This is a genomic window from Mycobacterium sp. 1164966.3 (assembly GCF_001665395.1).
GTDB lineage: Bacteria > Actinomycetota > Actinomycetes > Mycobacteriales > Mycobacteriaceae > Mycobacterium.
In genome coordinates this window covers 38,102-59,174 of sequence record NZ_LZSG01000057.1, presented here as the reverse complement: position 1 = coordinate 59,174, position 21,073 = coordinate 38,102, and the positions used below count along the sequence as shown (strand labels likewise).

Annotated in this window: 24 protein-coding genes; 11 read left to right on the top strand and 13 right to left on the bottom strand. The window is 64.9% G+C overall.

Features of this window, described 5'->3' with window-relative positions; all coding sequences use genetic code 11:
- Nucleotides 1-42 precede the first annotated feature (42 nt).
- Nucleotides 43-825 carry an enoyl-CoA hydratase/isomerase family protein gene (locus A9W99_RS20490; protein WP_067382473.1) on the top strand — a complete coding sequence of 261 codons (783 nt, stop codon included), beginning with the start codon at nucleotides 43-45 and terminating at the stop codon, nucleotides 823-825.
- Nucleotides 826-846: 21 nt separating this feature from the next.
- On the opposite strand, the gene A9W99_RS20485 is transcribed toward A9W99_RS20490, so the two are convergent.
- Together A9W99_RS20485 and A9W99_RS20480 are read right to left on the bottom strand one after the other, a co-directional pair.
- On the bottom strand, nucleotides 847-1,245 hold the full coding sequence (locus A9W99_RS20485; RefSeq protein ID WP_067382393.1) for a phage holin family protein: 399 nt from the start codon (nucleotides 1,243-1,245) through the stop codon (nucleotides 847-849).
- Nucleotides 1,246-1,269: 24 nt separating this feature from the next.
- A complete protein-coding gene (locus A9W99_RS20480; RefSeq protein WP_067382390.1) occupies nucleotides 1,270-2,337 on the bottom strand; it encodes an amidohydrolase family protein in 1,068 nt (355 codons plus the stop codon).
- Between the two features lie 130 nt (nucleotides 2,338-2,467).
- On the opposite strand from A9W99_RS20480, the gene A9W99_RS20475 reads away from it, so the two are divergent.
- Nucleotides 2,468-3,682 (top strand): MFS transporter, encoded by a 1,215-nt coding sequence (locus A9W99_RS20475; RefSeq protein ID WP_067382470.1) that lies wholly within the window; start codon nucleotides 2,468-2,470, stop codon nucleotides 3,680-3,682.
- A gap of 22 nt (nucleotides 3,683-3,704) precedes the next feature.
- Here the strand turns inward: A9W99_RS20475 and A9W99_RS20470 are convergent, their stop codons facing one another.
- From A9W99_RS20470 to A9W99_RS20460, 3 genes are all read right to left on the bottom strand, one after another.
- Nucleotides 3,705-4,142, bottom strand: coding sequence for a type II toxin-antitoxin system VapC family toxin (locus A9W99_RS20470; protein ID WP_067382387.1), 438 nt, complete (start codon nucleotides 4,140-4,142; stop codon nucleotides 3,705-3,707).
- Nucleotides 4,129-4,386, bottom strand: coding sequence for a ribbon-helix-helix domain-containing protein (locus A9W99_RS20465; RefSeq protein WP_067382467.1), 258 nt, complete (start codon nucleotides 4,384-4,386; stop codon nucleotides 4,129-4,131). Before A9W99_RS20465 ends, A9W99_RS20470 begins: the two co-directional genes overlap by 14 nt.
- A 103-nt stretch (nucleotides 4,387-4,489) precedes the next feature.
- A complete protein-coding gene (locus tag A9W99_RS20460; protein ID WP_067382385.1) occupies nucleotides 4,490-5,791 on the bottom strand; it encodes a competence/damage-inducible protein A in 1,302 nt (433 codons plus the stop codon).
- 65 nt (nucleotides 5,792-5,856) lie between these two features.
- Between A9W99_RS20460 and A9W99_RS20455 the strand changes: the two genes are divergently transcribed.
- On the top strand, nucleotides 5,857-6,348 hold the full coding sequence (locus A9W99_RS20455) for a macro domain-containing protein (protein WP_067382382.1): 492 nt from the start codon (nucleotides 5,857-5,859) through the stop codon (nucleotides 6,346-6,348).
- A 66-nt stretch (nucleotides 6,349-6,414) separates the two neighbouring features.
- Here the strand turns inward: A9W99_RS20455 and A9W99_RS20450 are convergent, their stop codons facing one another.
- Nucleotides 6,415-6,714: an MTH1187 family thiamine-binding protein gene (locus A9W99_RS20450; RefSeq protein ID WP_067382379.1), complete on the bottom strand. Its 300-nt coding sequence runs from the start codon at nucleotides 6,712-6,714 to the stop codon at nucleotides 6,415-6,417.
- A gap of 57 nt (nucleotides 6,715-6,771) precedes the next feature.
- On the opposite strand from A9W99_RS20450, the gene dtd reads away from it, so the two are divergent.
- Nucleotides 6,772-7,203 carry a D-aminoacyl-tRNA deacylase gene (gene dtd, locus A9W99_RS20445; protein ID WP_067382377.1) on the top strand — a complete coding sequence of 144 codons (432 nt, stop codon included), beginning with the start codon at nucleotides 6,772-6,774 and terminating at the stop codon, nucleotides 7,201-7,203.
- A gap of 58 nt (nucleotides 7,204-7,261) precedes the next feature.
- Complete coding sequence (locus A9W99_RS20440; protein ID WP_067382374.1) at nucleotides 7,262-8,170, top strand: class I SAM-dependent methyltransferase; 909 nt, start codon at nucleotides 7,262-7,264, stop codon at nucleotides 8,168-8,170.
- Here the strand turns inward: A9W99_RS20440 and A9W99_RS20435 are convergent.
- The 3 genes from A9W99_RS20435 to A9W99_RS20425 all read right to left on the bottom strand — a co-directional run bounded on the left by A9W99_RS20435 (nucleotide 8,167) and on the right by A9W99_RS20425 (nucleotide 12,319).
- Nucleotides 8,167-9,192 carry a zinc-binding dehydrogenase gene (locus A9W99_RS20435; protein ID WP_067382371.1) on the bottom strand — a complete coding sequence of 342 codons (1,026 nt, stop codon included), beginning with the start codon at nucleotides 9,190-9,192 and terminating at the stop codon, nucleotides 8,167-8,169. The two genes, A9W99_RS20440 and A9W99_RS20435, sit on opposite strands and share 4 nt — an antisense overlap.
- A 9-nt stretch (nucleotides 9,193-9,201) precedes the next feature.
- Nucleotides 9,202-11,142: an NAD(P)/FAD-dependent oxidoreductase gene (locus A9W99_RS20430; RefSeq protein WP_067382369.1), complete on the bottom strand. Its 1,941-nt coding sequence runs from the start codon at nucleotides 11,140-11,142 to the stop codon at nucleotides 9,202-9,204.
- 124 nt (nucleotides 11,143-11,266) lie between these two features.
- On the bottom strand, nucleotides 11,267-12,319 hold the full coding sequence (locus A9W99_RS20425; RefSeq protein ID WP_067382367.1) for an NAD(P)-dependent oxidoreductase: 1,053 nt from the start codon (nucleotides 12,317-12,319) through the stop codon (nucleotides 11,267-11,269).
- A gap of 123 nt (nucleotides 12,320-12,442) precedes the next feature.
- Here A9W99_RS20425 and A9W99_RS20420 point away from each other — a divergent pair, with 123 nt between their 5' ends.
- Nucleotides 12,443-12,904 carry a hypothetical protein gene (locus tag A9W99_RS20420; RefSeq protein WP_067382464.1) on the top strand — a complete coding sequence of 154 codons (462 nt, stop codon included), beginning with the start codon at nucleotides 12,443-12,445 and terminating at the stop codon, nucleotides 12,902-12,904.
- Nucleotides 12,905-13,018: 114 nt separating this feature from the next.
- The gene (locus tag A9W99_RS20415; RefSeq protein WP_067382364.1) at nucleotides 13,019-14,149 is read left to right on the top strand and encodes a nitronate monooxygenase; all 1,131 of its coding nucleotides are present in this window, start codon (nucleotides 13,019-13,021) and stop codon (nucleotides 14,147-14,149) included.
- A 36-nt stretch (nucleotides 14,150-14,185) separates the two neighbouring features.
- Here A9W99_RS20415 and A9W99_RS20410 read toward each other — a convergent pair whose 3' ends face one another.
- Genes A9W99_RS20410 through A9W99_RS20400 form a run of 3 tightly spaced genes read right to left on the bottom strand, consistent with a single transcriptional unit; the run spans nucleotide 14,186 to nucleotide 15,154 of the window.
- Complete coding sequence (locus A9W99_RS20410; RefSeq protein ID WP_067382361.1) at nucleotides 14,186-14,416, bottom strand: hypothetical protein; 231 nt, start codon at nucleotides 14,414-14,416, stop codon at nucleotides 14,186-14,188.
- Nucleotides 14,417-14,462: 46 nt separating this feature from the next.
- On the bottom strand, nucleotides 14,463-14,750 hold the full coding sequence (locus A9W99_RS20405) for a hypothetical protein (protein ID WP_067382358.1): 288 nt from the start codon (nucleotides 14,748-14,750) through the stop codon (nucleotides 14,463-14,465).
- Complete coding sequence (locus A9W99_RS20400; RefSeq protein ID WP_067382355.1) at nucleotides 14,747-15,154, bottom strand: hypothetical protein; 408 nt, start codon at nucleotides 15,152-15,154, stop codon at nucleotides 14,747-14,749. The genes A9W99_RS20405 and A9W99_RS20400 overlap by 4 nt, the downstream gene beginning before the upstream one ends.
- A gap of 350 nt (nucleotides 15,155-15,504) precedes the next feature.
- On the opposite strand from A9W99_RS20400, the gene A9W99_RS20395 reads away from it, so the two are divergent.
- The 3 genes from A9W99_RS20395 to A9W99_RS20385 are packed head-to-tail and all read left to right on the top strand — an operon-like array spanning nucleotide 15,505 to nucleotide 18,369.
- On the top strand, nucleotides 15,505-16,779 hold the full coding sequence (locus tag A9W99_RS20395) for a cytochrome P450 (RefSeq protein ID WP_067382352.1): 1,275 nt from the start codon (nucleotides 15,505-15,507) through the stop codon (nucleotides 16,777-16,779).
- Nucleotides 16,780-16,798: 19 nt separating this feature from the next.
- Nucleotides 16,799-17,812 (top strand): alcohol dehydrogenase catalytic domain-containing protein, encoded by a 1,014-nt coding sequence (locus tag A9W99_RS20390; protein WP_067382349.1) that lies wholly within the window; start codon nucleotides 16,799-16,801, stop codon nucleotides 17,810-17,812.
- Nucleotides 17,809-18,369, top strand: coding sequence for a YceI family protein (locus A9W99_RS20385; protein WP_067382346.1), 561 nt, complete (start codon nucleotides 17,809-17,811; stop codon nucleotides 18,367-18,369). The genes A9W99_RS20390 and A9W99_RS20385 overlap by 4 nt, the downstream gene beginning before the upstream one ends.
- On the opposite strand, the gene A9W99_RS20380 is transcribed toward A9W99_RS20385, so the two are convergent.
- Nucleotides 18,366-19,451, bottom strand: coding sequence for a hypothetical protein (locus A9W99_RS20380; RefSeq protein ID WP_082930128.1), 1,086 nt, complete (start codon nucleotides 19,449-19,451; stop codon nucleotides 18,366-18,368). The genes A9W99_RS20385 and A9W99_RS20380 overlap by 4 nt on opposite strands.
- 589 nt (nucleotides 19,452-20,040) lie before the next feature.
- Here A9W99_RS20380 and ag85B point away from each other — a divergent pair.
- The gene (gene ag85B, locus A9W99_RS20375; RefSeq protein ID WP_067382343.1) at nucleotides 20,041-21,021 is read left to right on the top strand and encodes a diacylglycerol acyltransferase/mycolyltransferase Ag85B; all 981 of its coding nucleotides are present in this window, start codon (nucleotides 20,041-20,043) and stop codon (nucleotides 21,019-21,021) included.
- Nucleotides 21,022-21,073: the final 52 nt, after the last annotated feature.

The window sequence follows — 21,073 nt, the reverse complement described above, 5'->3', positions numbered from 1 at the left end:
CAACCAGTGATGTCGGTGACCGAATTCGGAAAGGAAAACGCTGTGAGCATCGACTATGTGCTGGACGCCCACATCGTCACCATCACAATCAACCGCCCCGAGACCCGCAATTCGCTGGACATGGAACATTTCCGCGATTTGGCCCGTGCGTGGGCCGCCTTCCGCGACGATTCGGAGGCTTGGGTCGCGGTGATCACCGGCGTCGGGCGGGATTTCTGCACCGGTGCCGATCTCAAGAAATTCATTCCGGAACTGACCGGTGACCTGCCTCAGCCCGAGGGTTGGAACAAGGAGGACGCGATCCATGCGGTGCTGCACCGATGCCCGGTGTACAAGCCGATCGTGGCCGCGGTGAACGGGACCTGCGTCGCCGGCGGTTTCGAGATGCTCGGTTCCACTGATATCCGGGTGGCTGTGCCCGAGGCGCGATTCGCGGTGATGGAGCCCAAGCGTGGCTTGTTCGCCGGGGGAGGCACCACGGTTCGGTTGCCGCGTCAGATCCCGTACGCCCTGGCTATGGAGTTGCTGCTGACCGCCGACATGGTCGATGCGCAGCGGGCGCTGGAGATGGGCTTGCTGAATCGGGTGGTCCCGTCGGACCGGCTGATGGATGCCGCTTATAACTATGCCGGGCGCATCGCGGCCAATGCGCCACTGGCGGTTTCAGCGACCAAGCAGTCCGCCATCGAGGCGCTGTCCCTTGAGCTCAGCGCCGCGTACGACAACGAGACCCGGCACAGCGATCGGATCTTTGCTACCGAGGACGCCAAAGAGGGGCCGCGCGCCTTCGCGGAGAAGCGACCGCCGCAGTGGCGGGGGCAATAGCTCTTGAGGGTTTCTTGAGGGTTATTGCCTGCTGCGGCTTACCCGGCGACCGATCAGCGAAAGGATCCAGCTCACGATCGACAACAGGATGGCAGCCCAGATCGCATCCCACCAGAAGTGGTCGACCTGCAATCCCCACCCGGTGGTGTGGCGAGTGATCCAGGCGGTGAGCCACAGCATGAACCCGTTGATGACGACATGGAAAAGGCCGAGCGTCACGATGTACATCGGAATCGACATGATCTGCACTACGGGTTTGACGAATGCGTTGACCAAACCGAAGATCACCGCTACCACGAAGATGATGCCGAGCTTCTCCAATTTGGTGTCGCCGCCGACAAAGTGCACCCCTTTGACGAACAGAGTGACCACCCATAGGGCGAATCCGGTCAATGCGGCGCGCAGTAGGAAGGGCCCCATCGGCCGATCTTCGCACGCGCCCGGTCAATTGAGGTTATAGAAGCGCTGCGCGTTGCTGCCGCCGATCTTTTCGCGAGCTTCTTCGCTGATATCGGTGCGGGTGCGCAGGTGCTTGGTGCTTTCCGGCCACTCGCCGTCCCAATGCGGGTAGTCGCTGGCGAACATGATGAAATCGGCGCCAAGCACATCGATTACGCCGGGCAGGATCGGCTCCTCCGGTTCGCAGGTGACCCAGATGTTGCCGGCCGCCAGATATTCGTGGGGGTCCCTGCGCCAGCCCCGTTCGACCCAATCGCCGCGCTTCTCGTAGTGCTCGTGCAGCCGATCGATGAAGAACGGGACCCAGCCGGCACCGGCCTCGAGGAACGCGACCCGCAACTGCGGATGCCGTTCGAATACGCCGCCGGAGACCAGCGCGGTCATTGCGGTCATCTGGTCGAACGGAAAGCTGATGCAGTGCACCTGGATGTAATTGGTGAACCGGTCCACGCCGATCTTCGGCAGGTGAATCCCGGGTGCGCCGTGAATGCCGAGCGGCATCTGCAGTTCTACGGCGGCGGCGTAGAACGGGTCGAGGTCGGGGTGGTCGAGGTTGCGGGTCTTGAGTGCCGGCGGGACCAGGGTCGCGACCAGCCCCAGGTCTTTGGCCTCGCGCATGATGTCGATGGCCACCTGCCCGTGTTCCACCGGCGTCACGGCGACACCGCGCAGGCGCCCATTGGTCGGCGCACAGTAGTCGGCGATCCACTGGTTGTACAGACGGGCGAATCCCGCTGCAAAATCAGGATCTTGGAGGCTGGGCACGCACAGGCCGAGGCTGGGATACAGCACCATGGTGTCGATGTGGTCGCGGTCGGCGTCGCCCACCACACCCTGTGCCGTCCTGCAGTTGACTTCGGGTGCCTTGGTGATCCCGTGTTCGGGCGGACAGCCGGCTCCGGGGCCTTCGTCTTCGGGGTAGTTGCGGCCTTCGAACATCAACCGCATGCGCTTGTCGGTGCTGGGTTTGACGTGATCTGGCCAGCGTCTGATCGCTTCGGTCGCCAGGGAAGAGTTCTCGGCGACATGTCCATCGGCATCGATGATCCGCATAGACCGGGAACTTACTCCCGCGGACCGCGTGGTCAATCAACTCGCGCCAGCGCGCCCGCTACGCCACGATGCTGACGTGACAAGTTCTCAGAAGCTCACCGGCGATCAGCGGAACTCATTCGTCGCGGCGATGCTGGGTTGGACGATGGACGCCTTCGACTACTTCATCGTGGTTTTCGTCTACGCCGATATCGCAAAGACGTTCCACCACAGCAAGGCCGAAGTCGCGTTCCTGACCACCGCCACGCTGATGATGCGTCCGGTGGGCGCACTGCTGTTCGGGCTGTGGGCCGACCGGGTCGGCCGGCGTCTGCCGCTGATGGTCGACGTGATCTTCTACTCGCTGGTCGGGTTCCTGTGCGCGTTCGCGCCGAATTTCACGGTGCTGGTGATTCTGCGGCTGCTGTACGGCATCGGGATGGGCGGCGAATGGGGGCTGGGCGCCGCGCTCGCAATGGAGAAGGTGCCGGTGGAGCGGCGCGGGTTTTTCTCCGGCCTGCTGCAGGAGGGCTATGCGTTCGGCTATCTGCTCGCGAGCGTGGCAGCGCTGGTCGTGATGGACTGGCTGCATTTGTCGTGGCGCTGGCTGTTCGGCTTGTCCATCGTTCCGGCCCTGATCAGCCTGATCATCCGGTATCGGGTGCAGGAGTCCGAGGTGTGGGAGGCCGCCCAGGACCGGCTGCGGCTGACCAGGACCAAGATTCGCGACGTGCTGGGCAGCGGCGCCGTCGTCCGCCGCTTTTTCTACCTGGTGTTGCTGATGACCGCTTTCAACTGGATGAGCCACGGCACGCAGGACGTCTACCCGACGTTCCTGGGGGCGACGGCCAACCATGGTGCCGGTCTGGCCAGCTCGACGGTCAAGTGCATCGTGGTCGTCTACAACATCGGAGCCATCATCGGCGGGCTGGTGTTCGGCACCCTCTCTGAGCGGTTCAGCCGCCGCTACACCGTCGTCTTCTGTGCGCTGCTGGGTCTGCCGATCGTGCCCCTGTTCGCGTTCTCGCGGAGCGCGGCGATGCTGTGCCTCGGTTCGTTCCTGATGCAACTCTGCGTGCAGGGAGCCTGGGGCGTGATCCCCGCTCACCTGACCGAGATGTCGCCCGACGCGATCCGCGGCCTCTACCCCGGCGTGACCTACCAGCTCGGAAACCTACTGGCGGCGTTCAACCTGCCCATCCAGGAACACCTGGCCGAGTCGCACGGCTACCCCTTCGCCCTGGCCGCGACGATCGTGCCGGTGCTGCTCGCCGTCGCAGTGCTGACGCTGATCGGCAAGGACGCCACCGGAATCCGCTTCGGTACGACGGAAAGTGCTTTTCTCCCAACGGAAGTGAAGAGCTAGCTGACCGCTCAGTGTGCGGGTCTCAGCTTTCCAGCTCCAGCGGATGACTCCACCGCAGGCGGTGGAAACGTGCAAAGCCGCGATCGGCGCTGAGCCAGGTCGCGTTATTTTCCACCGCGAATGCGGCCAAATATGCGTCGGCGATGTCATTTCCACGGGCATTGATCTCGCCTGCAAGCTGTCGAAACAATCCCCAGTGACGCTCTCCTGCAACAAGTTGCATGGCCGCGGGTGCGGCGAGCAATGCGTCGACTGCGCTCCACGCTTCTTCCAGACTCGTCGGCTCGGTGAAGATCCGCCGGTTGGTCATGACCCGTAGGAACCCGAGGAGTGTGAGATCCGGTAAACCCAGAGGTTGGTCGTCGTTGGCCAATCGCTCGAGCAGTCGCCGATAGTCCGAATGTTCTGGGAGGTCCTGCCGGTGCGCATAGACAAGAACGTTGACGTCAACGCATAACATCGACTGACATGCCCTCGTCCATCGTCTCGGCGACAGCGGCGTTGGACGTGAGATCCACCCCCGGGCGAAGTCCTCCCTTGCCCGTCGATGGCACCACGTAACGGGCACCACTGCGCTCCCCTGGCGGGTTGAGACCACGCCGCACCGCGTCTTCGAGAACAGCTGCCACCGTGCGCCCCGAACGAGCCGCCTGCGTCTTCACCTTGCGGTAGAGCTCGTCGTCGATTCTGATCGTTGTCCGCATTTCTGACATCTTAGCATCTGTGTGAGGCATCAAGATGCCAGACAAACGGTCATCGTCGACCGCGCGCATTGAAGGGCTTATGCCACAACGTAACTCGGGTGATCTAGCCGGATTCGGTGCCTATGAGGGCCCGCCGCAGCAGGTGCATCGCCACCGTCGTCGAGCGCTCACGGACGTCGGAGCGGTTCCCAGGCAGCCTTAACGTTCGCGTGTCCGTCGTGCCCTCGGCCAGCGCCACGGTGAAACAGACCGTTCCGACCGGCTTTTCCGGCGTACCCCCGCCGGGTCCGGCGATTCCGGTGATCGCGACGGCGGTGTCGGCGCCGAAGTGGTGCAGCGCGCCGGTGGCCATCGCCTCGGCCACTGGCTCGGACACCGCACCATGCTCGGCGATCAGCGTCGGGTCCACCCCGAGCAGCTCGGCTTTCGCCTCGTTGGAGTAACTGACCACGCCGCCCATCACGTACTCCGACGAGCCGGCCCGGTCGGTGAGCCGCGCCGCCAGCAGCCCCGCCGTGCAGGATTCCGCGGTGGCGATCCGCCGGCCGACCAGCAATCGCGCCACCAGATCGTCGACGTGCGAACCATCTTCGGAGTAGAGCTGGTGTCCGTGCTTGTCCCGCAGCAGCTGCGTCAGCTGGGCGTACGTGTCGGCGGCGTCGGGTTCGTAGCGGGTCACCATCTCGATCTCCCCGCGCCGCAGACAAGTGGTGATCTCCAGCCGTCCGAACCCGGGGACGGCATGTTCGGCAGCGCGCAGTGTCTCAGCCAGGCCCGACTCGGGCAGCCCGAACATGCGCAGGGTTTCCTGCCGGTAGACGGTCCGGCCTTCGATGGCCTCCTGTGCGGCCGGTGTTTCGATGGCCTGGTGCCACATGGGCTGTAGCTCGCGCGGCGGCCCCGGCAGCACTATCACGGCGGGCTTTCCGGGCACCACCACACCGGGCGCGGTGCCCACCGGGTCAATGACCACCGCCCCGGCGGGGATCATGGCCTGCTTGCGGTTGGCGGCGCGGACCGACTCGAAAGTGCCGGGGTCCAAAGCGGATTGGAAGGCGGGGTTACGCGCCATCAGTCTCTTCAGAATATCGGCGATCTTGTTCTCAACCTCTTCGTCGAGCACCAGCTCGCGCCCACAAAAGCGGGTCACCACCTCGACAGTCATGTCGTCGGCCGTCGGGCCCAGACCGCCGCTGGTGACGATCAGGTCCACGCCCTGGTCGGCCATGAACCGCAGCTGCGCCTCGATGTCGGTAGGGCGGTCGCCGCAGATGGTGATGTGCGCCAGTTCGACGCCGAGCTCCAGCAGTCGATCGGCGATCCAGGGACCATTTCTGTCTTGGACCCGTCCGGTGAGGACTTCGGTTCCGGTGACCACGATGCCCGCGCGTGCACTCACCGGCATGAGCCTACGCATCGACCATCTCCCACGTTCGGCCAGTCAGGCGAGCCCTGCGCCACAATGTGTAGATGATCGAGTTAGAGGTATTGCAGGCTGACGTGACCAAACTCGAGGTCGACGCGATCGCCAACGCGGCCAATACCCAGTTACGGCACGGCGGTGGTGTGGCTGCGGCGATCGCTCGGGCCGGTGGTCCCGACCTGCAGCGTGAATCGAACGAGAAGGCGCCTATCGGGTTGGGTAAGGCGGTCGAGACCACCGCCGGCGACATGCCGGCGCGTTACGTGATCCACGCGGCGACGATGGAACTCGGCGGCCCGACTTCGGCGGAGATCATCAGCAGCGCCACCGCGGCCACCCTGCGCAAGGCCGACGATCTCGGTTGCCGGTCCCTCGCGCTGGTTGCTTTCGGCACCGGCGTCGGCGGCTTCCCGCTCGAGGAGGCGGCGTCGCTGATGGTCGACGCCGTACGGCGGCATCAGGCAAGTTCGCTGGAGCGGGTCGTCTTCGCCGTGCACGGCGATGAGGCCGAGCAAGCGTTCCGGGCGGCCGTGCAGTAGTTGTGGCGAGCAGACGCAAAATTACCCGACACGCCGAGAATCCAGGCGATTTTGCGTCTGCTCGCGCTATTGAAGGTGACGCTCGACGGATTCCACCTTGTGCGTCATCGCGTCGACGGCCCCGGCTCGCCAGTCCGCCTTGATCACCGTGCTGACCCGGGGTGCACGAGCGGCGACCGCCTCCACCGCGCGCTGCACGACCGCCATCACCTCTGACCAGGTATCACCTTCGATGACCGTGAACATCGAATCCGTCTTGTTGGGCAGCCCCGAATTGCGAACCACCCGAACCGCTTCGGCGACTATCTCCCCTACGCCTTCGCCCACGCCCATCGGCGTGACGGAAAACGCGACCAGCACAGACATCCACGCAGCTTACCCAGAACGAGACAGTTCAAGGCCGGCCTGGCAGCATCGAGCCCCATGCGGGTTCTGGTGCAACGGGTCTGCTCCGCGTCGGTGTCGGTGGACGGCGAGGTGGTCGGCGCCATCCGGCCCGACCGTCAGGGCTTGCTGGCATTCGTCGGTGTCACGCACAGCGACGACACCGATAAGGCCCGTCGTCTTGCCGAAAAGCTCTGGCAGTTAAGGATTCTCGCCGAAGAACAGTCTGCGGCCACGGTCAGCGCCCCGATTCTGGTGATCAGCCAGTTCACGCTCTACGCCGACACCGCGAAGGGTCGCCGGCCGTCGTGGAATGCCGCGGCTCCGGCGGCCGTCGCCGAGCCGCTGGTGACGGCGTTCGCCGAGGCGTTGCGTGCGTTGGGCGCGCAGGTGGAAACCGGTGTGTTCGGCGCGAACATGCAGGTCGAACTGGTCAATGACGGGCCGGTAACGGTGCTGCTCGAGCTTTGAGGATGCTGCTGCGGGTAGTTTGGCGCCATGGCCGTGACGGAAGAAGGTGCCCTGCCCGATGACGCCTGAATTCGGATCGCTTCGATCCGACGACGACAACTGGGACATTGTCAGTGGCGTGGGCTACACCGCGTTACTGGTGGCGGGGTGGCGCGCATTGCACGCGGTGAGTAATCAACCGCTGGTGCGCGACGAGTACGCGAGGTATTTCATCGAGGCTTCGCACGACCCATTCTTGTTGGGCGTTCTTGCCAATCCCGGATCCTCTGAAGACGAGACCGCCTTCCCCCGTCTGTACGGTGTGCAAACCAGGTTCTTCGACGACTTCTTCTCCGCCGCGGGCACGGCGGGTATTCGACAGGCGGTGATCGTCGCCGCCGGACTTGACTCTCGCGCTTACCGGCTTGAATGGCCGGAGGCGACAACGGTTTTCGAAATCGACCTGCCGAAAGTCCTGGAATTCAAAGCCCGGGTGCTGGACGAGCAGGGCGCCACTCCCAAAGCTCGCAGGCGAGAGGTCGCGGCCGATTTGCGCGCCGACTGGCCAACGACGTTGAAAGCCGCAGGGTTCGACCCGCACCAACCGAGCGCCTGGTCGGTGGAGGGAGTGCTGCCGTACCTGACCGACGAGGCGCAGACATCGCTGTTCACTCGGATAGGCGAACTGTGCGCGCCGGGCAGCCGAATCGCTTTGGGGGCGTTGGGATCACGGTTGGACCGCGATCAGCTTGCCGCGCTGGAGACCGACCATCCCGGGGTCAACATGTCGGGCGACGTGGATTTCTCTGCGCTGACCTACGAGCCGAAGATCGACCCGGCGGAATGGCTGGCCGCGCACGGATGGACGGTTGAACCCGTAAGAAACACGCTGGATTTGCAGGCCGGCTATGGAATGACGCCGCCGGACGTCGACGTGAAGATCGACAGTTTCATGCGGTCGCAGTACATCACCGCAACCCGGCTTTAGGGTTTCAAAAGTACCTTCACGCTGTCGCCCGATCGTGACCCCGCCGTCGCGTATCCCTTAGCCGCCTCGTCCAACGGCAGCGTGGTGGTGAAGACGCCATCGACGTCCAGTCGCCCGGACTGCAGTAGCGGTATCAACTCAGGCCAGGTACGCGGCACGGGCGCCAGTGTCATGCGCAGGGTGATACTGCGCAGCAGGCTTGCCAGCGCCGGGAATGGGAATGGGTGCAGATCGTGCACACCGACAACCGAGACGGTTCCGCCGGGCCGCACCGCGTTGAGCGCATCGGTCATCGAGGCATCGGTACCGACGGCGTCAATCACCGAGTCGGCGCCCCGGCCGCCCGTTGCGGCCAGAATGGCCTCCGCGGCAGGCGTTTTGACCGGCGTGGCACCCCACTGAGCGGCCCGCTCCAAGCGTCCGGTGACCCGGTCGACGGCGAAAACCTGTGCGGCGCCTTGCGCAAATGCGCTGCGCAGCGCGCACAGGCCCACCGCTCCCAGGCCGATCACCGCGGCCGTGCCGCCAAACGGCAGGTCGGCGCGCTTGGCCGCGCTCCAGCCCGTGGCGAGGTTGTCGGTCAAAAGCAGCGCTTGTTCGGTACTGATCCCCTCGGGGATCTTGAGCACCAGGAAGTCCGCGGCGGGCACGGCGAGCAGGTCGGCCTGCGCGCCGCCCAGCACCCCGCCGCCGAAGATCTGCACGCCCGAAGAGCACATGACCGGGTCACGGGTGGCGCAGCCTGGACAAGCGCCGCAGCCAGCCACGGCCGACACCATGACCAGGTCGCCGACCCGGACGCTGCGCACCCGCGGGCCGGCGTCGACGACGGTCCCGATCGCTTCATGTCCGAGCGCCACCGGCTCGCCGAAGGGATACTCGCCTTCGTAGAAGTGCAGATCGGAGCCGCAGATCGCGGATGCGGTGACCGCGACGATCACCCCGTCGGGACCGGGAAGTTGGGGGTCGGGCCGCGTTTCGACCCGAACCGCGCCGGGCCCATCGATGACAACCGTGCGCATACGGCGTGCTCACTTCCTTTGTCGCGCAATGAATTGTGACCAGTCAGGCTCGCGGACGGCGGCCCAGTACTCGTTGAGGCGCCATGGGCTGACGGTGTGGATCTCCCCGTCGGCGTTCTTGAAGTAGGAGTGTTTGACGGCGGGATGTGACCACACCATCTTCTTGATTTCGGTCTGGGTCCGTTGATGCCACGCGGTTGCGGCCTCTGCGGTGGGGTCCAGCGAATGCAGATTTTCGTTCGCGAGACGCTTGAGACACTGGTCGATGTAGCGCATCTGGAGTTCGGACTGGAAGATCAGGCTGCCGCCATGCGCGAGATGCGTTCCGGGCCCGTAGATGAGGAAGAGGTTGGGGAATCCAGGGACGGTGATGCCCAGATAAGCGTACGGACGCGATCCCCAACTGCTCCGCAGGTCGATTCCGTTGCGGCCGACGACTCTCAGCGGCCACAGCACATCGGTGTGTCGGAATCCGGTGGCGTACACGATGACATCGACGTCGTGTGTCATGCCGTCTTCGGTCACGATGCTGCCGGGCGTTATCCGCTGGATCGGTGTGCGCACCAGTTCGACGTTGTCCCGCTGCAGGGTTCGCAGCCAGCTGCCGTTGTCCTGCAGTGTGCGTTTGCCGGTGGCGGGATAGTCGGGCATCACCTTGGCCAACAGCTCATCTGAGTCCGGGCCGTCGGTCACCTGGCTGCTGATCCACTGGGTGAACATCATTCGCGCGGCGGCGTTGATGTCGCTGACCGCGTATTGCTGGTCGGTGTAGTCCGGGTCGGCGCGCGCGGCGTCCAGCCCTTTGTCGGCTCCGGGCCAGAGCAACAAGAATCGGTACCACCTGCCGTAGTACGGCAGATGGCGCATCGCCCAGCGCACGCCGTCGCCGACTTCGTCGTGATACATCGGATTCGGGAACATCCACTGGGCGGTGCGCTGGAACACCGTCAGTTGCGCGACGTCCTCGGCAATCGCGGGCGCGATCTGGAAGCCGCTGGCTCCGGCTCCGACGAGGGCTACCCGCTTGCCGGCCAAGTCCACGGAGTGATCCCACGCGGCGGAGTGAAACGACGGACCCTGGAACGTGTCCGCGCCCTCGAATTCGGGTATGTGCGGGCGGTTCAGCTGACCGACCGCGGTGATGACCGCCCGCGCGCGCAGCGTGCTCGTCTTACCGTCGGCGCGGCGCACGGACACACTCCAGATGCCTTCGCGGTCGTCCCACTCGGCCGCAAGCACCTCGGTGTTCCACTGCACCCGCTCGAGCAGGTCGTGCTTGTTCATCACCGCGGTGAAGTAGTCCTGTAGCTCACGCTGCTCGGCGAAGAAATGCGTCCAGTCGTTGTTGGGTTCGAAGCTGTAGCAATAGAAATGGTTTGCCACGTCGACCCGGGCACCGGGATAGCTGTTCTCCCACCACGTTCCGCCGGGGCCGGCGTTCTTCTCCACGATGGTGAACGGGATGTTGGCTTGTTTGAGCCGGATTCCGGCCAAGATGCCGGATTCGCCGCACCCGATCACGACCACCGGGATATCCGCCGCTAGGTCGACGGGCAGGGCGACCGGTCGGCGGGGGTCGGCCCCGGCGAGGTCCATCTCCTCGATGACCATTGGTAGGTAGTCGTCGGCGACGTGCTCACACGCGGCCCAGTCCAGCATTTCCCTGATGAGTTCGGTGCTCAGCGGTGCTGGTTCGGGGCAGCCACGGTCGCGGTAATCCGCGAGTACCGGGAGGGCCTCGGCGCGCGCACGGGCCTTGTCCTCCTCGGACATGAATCCCTGGACTTCGTTGAGGAACAGACCCATTTGCTTGAAGTCACGGATGAAGCGGGGATCGCCGGTGATGTGCACCAGGGACAGCAGCAGGGTCGGGATGCTGACGTCTTCCAGCGCGGCGGCGATCTTTGGTGTGGACGTGGTGAAGGGCAGGCCGGCGTACAGGCTGCGCATCGAACCGAATCCTTATCCGTCGGGGAAGGCAATTACGCTACCCATCGTTTCGTAATTGCCGACACAACGCTACTCGCGGGACCGCCCTCGATCAAGGGTTCCTGTGCGGCCACTCCCATGTCGGCTAGGCGATATCAAGCGTTGTCTCGCCGAATCTGACCCGAAGGGCTGTCCGCACGTCGGCGTACTGGCCGGGAGCGTTGCGATACGCTGCTTGGCGTTTGATGAACTGACGCGCCAATGGTGCGACGAGCCGCAGCGGGTGGCGCTTCCAGCCGCTCTGAGCGCGCACCTCTGCCAGCATGTCGGGCCACGAGTGATGCTGGAATTTCAGTAGCTGCTGCGCGCGGCTGACGTTCATCCAGTCGTTGAGATACCAATCCTCGTCGTCGGCGTCCGGGTTGCCGGGGCGACCCTCCGGAATCAGGCCGGGCAGGCCCTGAGCGGCGGCCATGGCGGGTCCAATCTCCCCCAAGCGGAGCAGGAGCGAGTCGTCGCCGGCGACCAACAGGATCTCTCCGACGACGTCCGCCTTGGCCGCCGCCGCGAAAGCCGTTGCGACGTCCCGGGTATCGATGCAGTGCACTCGGATGTCTCTCGGCTGCGCACTGCTGAAGTACAACATGTCGGAGTTGAACGACGCGGCCGATGGGTCGACGCTGAGCACGCCGCCGAGGCGCAAGACCACCCAGTCCAGACTCGAAGCCCGTACAAGTTCCTCCGCTTCGAGTTTGAGGGCACCGTAGAGTTCGGTTGGCCGGGGTGGCGTGTCCACCGAGAGCCGCTCGGGGTAGCGATGTGGATTGCGCCCGCCGTACACGGCCGCGCTCGACGCATGGACGAAGCGTGGTGGATTCGGTTGGGCCTCGGCGGCACGGACCAACGCGGCCGTCGCGTCGACGTTTACCCTGCGCGCGAGTTTGGCGTCACGGTAGACCAAGGGCGGGATGACGGCGGCCAGGTGGACGATCGCCACGGGTGACACCTCGGACACCAAGCGGTCGACCTGAGCGGGGTCTGTCAGGTCAGCCCACCGGGTTTCGACACCAGCGGGAAATTCTTCGTCGGCATTGCGGTGAGCCGTGGCAACCACATGCCAACCGTCGGCGGCGAATCGCCGAACCGTCTCCGGTCCGACCAAACCGAAAGCGCCAGTCACCAGCACAGTCTTCGACATCGCTGTCCCCGATCCAGCAAACATCACCCTGCTTCAGCGACCGTAGCCCAGTCGCTGAAGATTGGTGCACGTTTGGTGTGCAATCAGGGTGTCGCAAGTGACTTCGGAACCGGAGGTGAAAGGTTGGCTCCGCTACTCACCGCCTGCAGCGGATTCCTACTGGCCGTCCTGTGGTTGGACCTCATCTTCGATGTCCAGGTCTGGAAGCACCGAGAAGCCGCCGAATTGCCCGAGCCGGTGCTGGCATCGGTCGCGAACTACTACCACCGCGCCACCACCACGTCGCGCCCCATGGGCCGCCTGATTGCTCTGGTGATGGTTATCCTGTTGGGCACCTTGGCTTTTCAGGCCGCCCGAGGCAATTGCGCCGGCTGGCTGCTGTTTGCCTCGGCGGTTCTCGCCGGTGTCCCGGTGCTGCTGGCCCTGACACACACCGTCCCCTATGCGGTACGGCTGGGAAAGCGGGGCGACAATACATCGCACCAGAGCCGGCTGGCGCGGTCGATCTTGCGGGATCACCTGATCTGCGCCGCCTGCATGCTTGCGCTTCTGGTCGTGTGGCTTACCCAAAGCCTGGTGATCTGAGCGGCGCATGCGACGGGTCGTAGTTTCGGCTTGCGATACCTGGCTGGCCACAGCCGCGGCCTCCGTACTAAACTAGAACACGTTTCAATTCGGCGGACGGTCCCAGGAGTAGGCATGCACACCGCGTTATGCGACCAACTCGGCATCGAGTTTCCCATCTTCGCCTTCACCCACTGCCGCGATGTCGTGGTCGCCGTCAGCAAGGCGGGCGGCTTCGGGGTACTGGGCGCGGTCGGCTTCACGCCTGAGCAGCTCGAGGTCGAACTCAACTGGATCGACGAGCACATCGGTGACCACCCGTACGGCGTCGACATCGTCATCCCGAACAAGTACGAAGGCATGGACTCGCATCTGTCGGCGGAGGAGCTCGCCGAGACGCTGCGCAAGATGGTGCCCCAGGAGCACCTGGACTTCGCCAAGAAGATCCTGGCCGACCACGGAGTCCCGGTCGAGAACGCCGACGAGGACACTTTGCAGCTGCTCGGGTGGACCGAGGCGACCGCTACGCCGCAGGTCGAACTGGCGCTGCAGCACCCGAAGGTGACCATGATCGCCAACGCGCTCGGCACCCCGCCGGCCGACATGATCAAGCACATTCACGACGCCGGACGCAAGGTAGCAGCGTTGTGCGGTTCGCCCTCGCAGGCCCGCAAGCACGCCGACGCGGGCGTCGACATCATCATCGCCCAGGGCGGCGAGGCCGGCGGGCACTGCGGCGAGGTGGGCTCAATTGTGTTGTGGCCCCAGGTCGTCAGGGAGGTGGCGCCGGTGCCGGTCCTTGCCGCCGGCGGTATCGGCAGCGGCCAGCAGATCGCGGCGGCGCTGGCGCTGGGAGCGCAGGGTGCCTGGACCGGTTCGCAGTGGCTGATGGTCGAAGAGGCCTCGAACACCCCCGTTCAGCAAGCCGCATACGCCAAGGCGAGCAGCCGCGACACGGTCCGCAGCCGCTCGTTCACCGGCAAGCCGGCCCGGATGCTGCGCAACGACTGGACCGAGGCGTGGGAGCAGCCCGACAACCCGAAGCCGCTCGGAATGCCGCTGCAGTACATGGTCTCCGGCATGGCGGTGCGCGCCACCAACAAGTACCCGAACGAGACCGTCGACGTCGCGTTCAACCCGGTCGGGCAGGTCGTCGGCCAATTCACCAAGGTGGAGAAGACGTCTGCGGTCATCGAGCGCTGGGTGCAGGAGTACCTGGAGGCGACGACCCGGCTGGACGAACTGAACGCCGCCGCCAGCGTCTGACGGCTCCAGCCTTCCGAAGACGCCGAACTAGCCGAATTAATCGAGGTCCAGGTCGTCTTCGCCCCGACGGCCCTTGATGACGTCGATCGCCGTTTCCGCCGCGTAAGTGGCGATATCGATCGAGTCGCGGACGATACCGCTGACGCCGCCGGCGACGTCACCGCGGATCACGTGGCTGGCGTTATCGACTATGTCCGACGCTTTTTCGACGGCGTGGGTAGCCACGTCCCGGACCGCGTCGACTGCATCTCTGGGAGTGATGGCCATGGAAGTCTCCTATCGTTGCCCGAAACCTGGGTATGAATCTAGACCGTCAGTAGTTGACCAGCGTGCGCCAGTAATCCTCGGGTATCTCGGTGCCAGAGCGCAAAACCCGCGCCAGGCCGGCGGCCATCGCGATTCCCAGCAGTCCAAGCCACAAGCCCGCCAGCGCGATCACCCACCAGAGCACGGTGGTGACCAGCGGCCACGGTGACAACACGGCCAGCACGGGTGCGAAGAAGAAGCCGACACCGACGTACCACGCCGAGCCGGCCCGATCGGATGCCATCACGCAACGCAGCCAGCGCGGGACCGGTGAGGTGGCTTGGGGGCCGGTCATGGCTCCGGCGGGAAGAACCCTGCCCCGGTGAACCATCCCTCTTGCCATCCCTGAGCACCCAGGCAAAGCATCGGCAGCCCCGCCGCCGACTGTGCCGCGGCCTGCGGGCCCGGGCACTTCGCGCCGGCCTGCTGTACCCCGTACAGCGGGTAGGAGATCACCCAGTACCCGGTGGTGGCCGCCGGGAACTGGTTCGGCGGCGGGAAGTGGCAGGCTTCGGCCTGCCCACTGGGTCCGCGCCCGAAGATGAACCGCTCGTAGTTGTCGCACGGCGCACCCAACGATGCGTCGTAGTTCATGCCGGGCACGTCGCCGGGCCAGCGCCCATTGTCGGCGACGGCGCACGGCGCCAAGCCGATAGTGGCACCCGTGATCGCCGCGGCGGCAAGTAGTTCGCGAATCATGTTCCACCCTCGGTGTCTCTCGTTCCCGGGCCCCCAAAGTACCGCCGGTGACCTGCACCAAAGCATAACGATTGTGCCCAGCGTCACAAGATCGTTTTCCCGACTTGGCCAGGGTCGGCCTGAGAGACCGCACCACCCGTAGAGAGTTTTTTCGATTACTCGGTTGCCCCGTTGAGCCTGTTCGGGAGTGCGTGTCGAGGGCATCTCCGAAACTCATCGGCACTGAACACGTTGCAGTTCTCCTCCCGGATCGGGCGTTAGTCCTTCACAACCGTGGTGTGGCAGTGGTTTATTTGGCTCTAGAAAACTAGAAGACTTCGTGTCGTTTCGTCTTGGAGGAGCGGGTCCCCATGCCATCCCAGCCAACACCCAATCTGCCTCCCGGGTTCGACTTCACCGACCCAGACATCCACGCCGAGCGGCTGCCGGTAGAAGAGCTGGCCGAATTGCGCCGAACCGCACCGATCTGGTGGAACGAACAGCCGATCGGGGTTGGCGGGTTCGACGACGGCGGTTTCTGGGTGGTGTCGAAGCATAAGGACGTCAAGGAGATATCGCTGCGCAGCGACGTGTTCTCCAGCCTGCAAAAGACCGCCCTGCCCCGCTACAAAGACGGCACTGTCGGCGAACAGATCGAAAGGGGCAAATTCGTCCTACTCAACCAGGACGCCCCACACCACACTCGTCTGCGCAAGATCATCTCCCGTGGCTTCACCCCGCGGGCCGTCGAGCGCCTGCGCGACGACCTCAACGAGCGGGCCCGCCGGATCGTCGAAACCGCTGCGGGGCAAGGTTCCGGCGACTTCGTCGAACAGGTGTCCTGCGAGCTGCCGCTGCAGGCCATCGCCGGTCTGCTCGGTGTGCCTCAGGAAGACCGCATGAAGTTATTCCACTGGTCCAACCAGATGGTCGGGGATCAGGATCCCGAATTCGCCGCCAATGACGCCATCGCCGCCTCGGTCGAACTCATCATGTATGCCATGCAGATGGCGGCCGACCGGGCCAAGAACCCCGGCGACGACATCGTCACCAAGCTGATCGAGGCCGACGTCGACGGCCACAAGCTCTCCGAGGACGAGTTCGGCTTCTTCGTCATCCTGCTGGCGGTCGCGGGCAACGAGACCACCCGCAACTCCATCACGCAGGGCATGATGGCTTTCACCGACTTCCCCGACCAGTGGGAGTTGTACAAGCGCGAGCGCCCCCCCACCACCGCCGACGAGATCGTCCGCTGGGCCACCCCCGTCACTTCGTTCCAGCGCACCGCGCTGGAGGATTACGAGCTGTCCGGTGTGCAGATCAAGAAAGGACAGCGGGTGGTGATGGTCTACCGCTCGGCCAATTTCGACGAGGACGTTTTCGACGATCCGTTCACCTTCAACATCCTGCGTAATCCCAACCCGCACGTGGGTTTTGGTGGCACCGGGGCGCACTACTGCATCGGAGCGAACCTGGCGCGGATGACCATCGACCTGATGTTCAACGCGATCGCCGACGCCGTGCCCGACCTGGAGCCGATCGGCAAGCCCGAGCGGCTACGATCGGGCTGGCTCAACGGCATCAAGCACTGGCAGGTCGACTATCACGCCGCCAACGGCGCTGCTAAATGCCCTGTCGCGCACTGACACACCTGGGGGGAAGCGCATGTCAACGCATAAAGCTGTCCACGTACAGTCCGCGGGCGCGCCCCTGGAGCTAGTCGAAGTCGAGACGACGCCGCCGGGTCCGGGCGAGGTACGCCTCACGGTCACCGCCTGCGGCGTGTGCGGCACTGACCGCCACTTCGTCAACGGCGGCTTCCCGGGCATGTCGTGGCCGCTGACCCCGGGACACGAAATTGCCGGCAGCATAGCCGAACTCGGCTCCGGCGTCGACGAATTCGCCGTCGGCGATCGCGTCGCAGTCGGCTGGTTCGGCGGATGCTGTTATCACTGCGACCCCTGCCGCAAAGGCATCTTCATCCACTGCGCGAACGGGAAGATCCCGAGTTGGCACTACCCCGGCGGGTATGCGCAATCGGTCACGGTGCCGGCCAGTGCGCTGGCCCGGATCCCGTCCGGGCTGTCCGACGTCGAAGCCGCCCCGATGGGTTGCGCGGGCGTCACGACCTACAACGCGCTGCGCCACACCAAGGCCTTACCCGGTGACCGGGTGGCGGTCCTCGGTGTTGGCGGCCTCGGCCACCTCGGGGTGCAGTTCGCCCGGGCGATGGGTTTCGAGACCATTGCGATCGCCCGCGGCACTGCAAAAGCCGATGACGCCCGGAAGTTGGGCGCCCATCACTACGTCGACTCCACCAGCGGTGACGTCGCCGAAGCGCTGCGAGTACTCGGTGGCGCGGCGGTCGTGCTGGCCACAGCGGGCAACTCCGCAGCCATGGCTGACACCGTCGGAGGCTTATTACCCCAGGGTGAACTGATCACCATAGGGGTGACTCCGGACCCGCTGCCGATCAGCCCCGTGCAGTTGATAAACCCCGGGCTCAGCATTGTCGGCCATCCATCCGGCACGGCGAAAGACGTTGAAGAGACAATGCATTTCGCCATACTGTCGGGCGTGCGAGCATGGATCGAGGAGCTTCCGCTGGCGCAGGCTGCCGACGGGTACGCAGCGATGGAACAGGGACGGTCGCACTACCGCACCGTCTTGACCATGTGACCGACACGGTATGGGCCCTCGACGCATCCGAGGGTGAATTGTCAATACACACAGGCGTTTGCGGCCGGGCCGCGCGAATGGGTCATCGCCTCACCATCGCGATGAAGCGCTGGCAAGCCGCGGTGCACTGGGACGATGCCGAGCCCGTCGCCGTCGAGCTGGGCATCGAGGTCGATTCCTTCGAGGTGGTGCGCGGCGAGGGCGGGGTGAAGGCACTTTCCGGGCCGGAGCGGGCCCTGGTCAAGTCGAACGCGTTGAAGTCGTTGGGCGCCAACCGCTATCCGCAGATCCGTTTCGAAGCCGACAGGATCGAGCGGACCGAAGACGGGTACCGCCTCAACGGGACTCTGCGGATCCGGGGAAGGTCGCGCCCGCACGTAATCGAGCTGCGCACGGAGGATCTCGGTGACTCGTGGCGAATGTCTACCGAATCCGTGGTGCGCCAATCCGATTACGGCGTCAAGCCGTACTCGATGCTGCTGGGCTCGATGCAGGTGAGCGACGAGGTGACGGTGACCTTCAGCGCCGTGCACCTAAAAGAGGACTTGAGCTGTTAAGGCTGAGGTGGGTGCTGTATCGGCGCGTCGTAAGCACCGGGTATGTGCTCGAGCACTCTCCGAGAGGGGGGCCGCCCATCCGGGTCACTGGCGCCCGGTTGGCCCGCCGTGATGCGCTGGGGACGGGAGGCCTGCGGTTCAACCTCGGGCGGCGGCGGCAATGTCGGCGTGACGGCCTCGGCGACCTGCGGCGTCGACGTGCGCATGACCGGTCCCGAGGTTCCGGCGTGCTGGTCGGGCGCCAGCTGCAGGCCCACCGCGAGCGACAGCGACGCGACGAAGGTCACCGCGCCCGCGGCCAGGGCGGTGGCGGCTCCGGCGTAGGACAGCCGCCGCGAACGAGATGGGTCGGCTGCAACCGGGTCAGTGGCGACGCTGACGCTGTCCACCAGCTGGTCGTCGGTGAACTCGGTGCTTTGCGCCGCCGCCAGCGCCGCGCCCCGCGCGATCGTCACCTGGGCCATGCTTTGCCCGAAAACCGGTACCGGCAAAGCCTTTTCGAGCTGGCACGAGAACGCATCGATGCCACCGCCGGACCCGACGACCACTACTCCGGCGGGGCGCCATGCGTTGCGGTCGAACATTCCGGTCAGCCACGAAGTCAGCCCGTCCAAGCCGCCGCGCACATTCTTCACGGCGGTCTGGGTCTGGCCGTCGTGGGTGTCGACCATGACGACGGTGGCCCATTCCTGTTCCAGGATGCACACGGCGGTCTGTTCATAGCCGATGACCGGAGCGATTGCCTGCGCGAGTGTCTCGACGGCCTCGAGCATGCGGATCGGCACAACGTTGTCGAAACCCGCGTCCGTCAATGATTCCAACAGCAGCGCAGCCTGAGCCGAAGCGTCGTCGTTCCACGTCACGCCGATGACACGCAGCCGGTGATCGCTGGCGGCCGCGGCCGCATTCACCCGCAAGACCTCTTCAGTCACCTGCTCTGCGGTACCGACCGCGCGCACGCCCGGACCGCCCCGAAGTGTCAGCTCTCGATGGTCCAAGATGGTGCCGTCGGCGCCATGCCCCTCGGCGAGGACCCACCCAACGGTCGTCGGTGTCACTGACAGCCCAAGTACCGCGTCCAAAGTCTGCATCCTCAATCATCCCTGGGCCTCCGACGCCCCCAAGCCGCCCTATCGTCGCGCACCATCGATACGTGGGTCCTTGAGAGCCGGAATGGACCGGGACAGTGGTCTCCATCGGCTTGCTCCGAGAGAGCCTACGCGCTCGACGCAAGTCGGATCGCCTGGGTGCCGAACCACTAGCGGCGTCCCCGCTCTCGCCAATGGTCCGGCGCGTCATTATTTGTCGGACTTGTGCGGCCTGACCGCCTGCGTCCGTCTCGCGCCACCGACAGACACATTGCGTCACACGCGGCGACTTGTCGAAAACGGCCCCGCCATTTTGATTAGATCAGCTTTGTACAGTGCGCCCAGCCGCGTTCGGCTCGTCCGTCGTCGGCGTGTGCTACCGCTATTTCGGCTGGTGGTGTGGTTCTATAACCGTCATGCGGAAGCAGCGGTGGCCTTTGCCGCACGTATATCACAGTTGCTGTATTGGTGGCGGTAATCGATACAAAACTGAGATTGCTTCGCATCCAGATCGACATTCGGGCTATACGCACGGTAAATTCTGCCGGGAACGCGCGGCGACAGAAGGATAAGGGGCGCAGGTATGACAGATGTGAGCGAGAAGATCCGGGCCTGGGGGCGCCGGCTTTTGGTCGGTGCGGCGGCGGCGGTGACGCTGCCGGGTCTGATCGGTCTTGCCGGCGGAGCGGCGACCGCGGGGGCGTTCTCGCGGCCGGGTCTGCCCGTCGAGTACCTGCAGGTGCCGTCGGCGGCCATGGGCCGCAATATCAAGGTCCAGTTCCAGAGCGGCGGTAACGGCTCTCCGGCTTTGTACCTGCTGGACGGCCTGCGCGCGCAGGACGACTACAACGGTTGGGACATCAACACCCCTGCCTTCGAGTGGTACTACCAGTCGGGCTTGTCGGTCGTCATGCCCGTCGGTGGGCAGTCCAGCTTCTACAGCGACTGGTACAACCCGGCCTGCGGTAAGGCCGGCTGCAGCACGTACAAGTGGGAGACGTTCCTGACCAGTGAGCTGCCGCAATACCTGTCGTCTCAAAAGAGCGTCAAGCCCACGGGTAGCGCGGCGGTCGGCATCTCGATGGCCGGATCGTCGGCGCTGATTCTGGCCGCCTACCATCCGGACCAGTTCATCTATGCCGGTTCGTTGTCGGCCCTGATGGACCCGTCGCAGGGCATGGGCCCGTCACTGATCGGCCTGGCGATGGGTGACGCCGGTGGCTACAAGGCCTCGGACATGTGGGGCCCCTCCAGCGACCCCGCCTGGCAGCGCAACGATCCGACTATTCAAATCCCGCGGCTGGTCTCCAACAACACCCGGCTGTGGATCTACTGCGGTAACGGCAAGCCCACGGAACTCGGTGGCGCCAACATGCCCGCCGAATTCCTGGAGAACTTCGTGCGCAGCAGCAACATCAAGTTCCAGGACGCCTACAACGCGGCCGGCGGACACAACGCGGTCTTCAACTTCCAGGCCGACGGCACGCACAGCTGGGAGTACTGGGGAGCGCAGCTCAACGCCATGAAGGGTGACCTGCAGGGCGCGCTGGGCGCTCACGGATAACCGAACCGGCATCACGACAACGCCTACTGCGCCTGACGAGAAATGCGTCAGG